Genomic DNA, 2704 nt, shown 5'->3' with positions numbered 1-2704 from the left:
GTCGCCTCCGGGTCGCCGTAGACCCCGAGGAGGTCGTCACGCAGCTGGAACGCCTCCCCAAGAGCGAGGCCGTAGGCGGACAGGCCGCCGAGTGCAGCCTCGGGGGCGCCGCCGACGCGGGCGCCGATGAGCAGTGGGTGCTCGATGGTGTACTTCGCACTCTTGTAGCGGATGACGTTGCGGGCCGAGGCGATTCGGGCGGCAAGGTCGAGACCGTCCCAGCCGCGCGCGGACTCCAGCAGGTCGAGGAACTGACCGCCCATCAGCTGGGTGCGCATGAGGTCGAACGTGCCGCGGCCCCTCGCGAGCCACTCGGCGGGCAGCCCCGACGTCGAGTAGAGCTCGTCACACCAGGTGAGGCAGAGGTCGCCCGCGAGAATGGCTGCCCCTTCACCGAACCGCGCGTCGTCGCCGGCCCATCCCCGTGCACGGTGCAACGCCGCGACCGCTCGGTGGGCAGAGGGCATGCCGCGGCGGGTGTCGCTCCGGTCCATGACGTCGTCGTGCAGCAGGGCTGCACCCTGGAAGAACTCCATGCTCGCCGCGAGCCGGACCAGCGCATCGGAGTCGCTGCCCCCGGCCGCTCGGTAGCCCCAGTAGAGGAAGCTCGCCCGCAGGCCCTTTCCGCCCGTGAGGAGTCGTGACACAGCGTCCACGAGAGGTGTGATCTCGTCACCGATCTCCGAGAGTGCCTGGGTCGCATCGGTGAGGTGCGCGTCGATCGCCTGTTGGACCCTCCGGCGCAGGGCGTCGAGGTCGGTTGGGCTGGTCACGCAGGCTCCTCCATCGCTCGGCGTGCGGAAATCCCCGGACGTCGTCGCCAGCCTACGCGGACGCGTGACCGATCCGTGGCACGGGTCGGCGACCACGACGCCCATCGATCTATCGTGGCGGCATGGCACACGGCACGGCATCCTCCATGACCCGCGCGGAGCGCTTCACGCGTTCTCTCGTCGCGATGGTCACGGGCGAGATGCCGACCTTCAGCTTCGAGTTCTTCCCGCCGAAGGACGACGCCGCGGTCGAGCAGCTCTGGGAGGCGATCCGGCGTCTGGAGAAGGTGTCACCGAGCTTCGTCTCCATCACCTACGGCGCGGGTGGCACGACGCGGGACCGCACGATCCGGCTCACGGAGCGGGTGCTCCAGGAGACGTCCCTGACGCCCATGGCACACCTGACCTGTGTGGGCCACTCCGTGACCGAGCTGCGCCGGGTCGTGGGCAACTACGCTGCGGCCGGGGTGCGCAACATCCTCGCCCTCCGGGGGGACCCGCAGGGCGGACTCGGTCAGCCCTGGGTCGCCCACCCACAGGGCCTCGACCACGCTGACGCGCTGGTCCACCTCATCAAGGATCTCGGTGACTTCACCGTCGGCGTCGCGGCCTTCCCCGACGGGCACCCGGAGTCGCGCAGCACTCTCCAGGACGTCGAGATCCTCATCCGCAAGGAGCAGCGCGGCGCCGAGTTCGCGATCACCCAGATGGTCTTCGACGTCGACAACTACCTGCGCCTGCGCGACGAGCTCGCCCGACGCGGTTCGCGGCTCCCGGTGATCCCGGCGATCATGCCGATCACCAACGCGCGTCAGGTGATCCGCATGGCCGAGCTCGCGGGCCAGCCGATGCCGGTGGCGGTGACGGATCGCCTCGCGCGGCACGGAGGCGACCCCGAGGGTGTGCGGCAGGAGGGGCTGGCGATCGCCACGGAGTCGGCTCGCCGCCTCCTGGACGAGGGGGCGCCGGGCATCCACTTCATCACCATGAACCGGTCGTCTGCGACGCTCGAGGTCTTCGGGAACCTCTGAGCAGAGACTGCACCCGCGCGCCGAGCCGGCTCGGCGGCATACGACAAGGGCCCGATCCCCGAGCGGACGGCACCCCTGCAACCCTCCGTTCGCGGACCGGACCCGCGCCACCACTCTGCCGGTCCACGCCTGCTCGGGCCTGAGCACGGGTACTCAGTTCGTCCGTTTCATGCAGTATGCCGCTGAGCTGGGTCTCGCGCGCGGGGGCAGTCGGGCGCGGCCCGGGTCTCAGGCAGGCGGGCGCACGGTGACCGAGCGACCGCCGGTGACCCGGACGAGCTCGTCGTGGGTCGTCGGGAAGACGGTGTGGGTGTGCCCGGCCGCGGCCCAGACGACGTCGTGATCGGCGAGCGTCACGTCGACCAGAGTCGTCACCGGGCCCGTGTGGGCAACGGGAGCGACCCCGCCGATGATGAATCCGGTGGTGTTGCGGACGAACTCGGCGTCGGCCTTCCCGATGCTCGCGTAACCCGTGATGGTGGCGAGGTGGTCGGTGTCGACGCGGTGTCCCCCTGAGGTGAGCACGAGGAGGGGGAGGCGGGCCCCCTCCGTCGTCGTCGCGACGAAGACGAGGGAGTTGGCGATGGCCGCCACGGAGGTGCCGAGGGCGGCTGCGGCCTGGGCTGCGGTTCTGGCCGCGCCGTCGAGGACGACGACGTCGGCCCGGACGCCCGCACGGGCGAGTGCGTCGCGGACGCGGGAGACGGCCGGGTGGTCGAGCAGGGTGGACGCGCGGGTGGTGTCAGGCCGGCCTGTGGACGGGTCCAGCGCGGAAGGGTCCAGCGCGGAAGGGTCCAGCGCGGAGGGGGAGTCCGTCATGGCTCTCACCGTAGCGGCGCGCTTGCGGCTGTCGGTGGTGCGGGTTAGGCTGAGAATATCGAACATATGTTCGAGGGAACT

3 protein-coding genes are annotated in these 2704 nt (G+C 70.7%); 1 reads left to right on the top strand and 2 read right to left on the bottom strand.

What is annotated here, in order from left to right:
* On the bottom strand, nucleotides 1-773 hold a 773-nt coding region (locus LOY02_RS05785), incomplete at its 3' end, for a polyprenyl synthetase family protein (RefSeq protein WP_317181382.1).
* Nucleotides 774-895: 122 nt separating this feature from the next.
* Here LOY02_RS05785 and LOY02_RS05780 point away from each other — a divergent pair.
* Nucleotides 896-1804, top strand: coding sequence for a methylenetetrahydrofolate reductase (locus tag LOY02_RS05780; RefSeq protein WP_317181381.1), 909 nt, complete (start codon nucleotides 896-898; stop codon nucleotides 1802-1804).
* Nucleotides 1805-2032: 228 nt separating this feature from the next.
* Here the strand turns inward: LOY02_RS05780 and LOY02_RS05775 are convergent, their stop codons facing one another.
* Nucleotides 2033-2623: a YbaK/EbsC family protein gene (locus LOY02_RS05775; RefSeq protein WP_317181380.1), complete on the bottom strand. Its 591-nt coding sequence runs from the start codon at nucleotides 2621-2623 to the stop codon at nucleotides 2033-2035.
* Between the last annotated feature and the right edge of the window lie 81 nt (nucleotides 2624-2704).

It is taken from the genome of Intrasporangium sp. (genome assembly GCF_032907665.1).
In the GTDB taxonomy this organism is placed as follows: Bacteria; Actinomycetota; Actinomycetes; order Actinomycetales; family Dermatophilaceae; genus Intrasporangium.
Note: the sequence above shows the minus strand (reverse complement) of the source record. Positions and strands in the feature narration are given on the sequence as shown.

Bases quoted from the DNA above. Each gene is read 5' to 3' on its own strand.
- LOY02_RS05780 (WP_317181381.1), top strand. From the start codon at position 896: ATGGCACACGGCACGGCATCCTCCATGACCCGCGCGGAGCGCTTCACG.
- LOY02_RS05775 (WP_317181380.1), bottom strand. From the start codon at position 2,623: ATGACGGACTCCCCCTCCGCGCTGGACCCTTCCGCGCTGGACCCTTCC.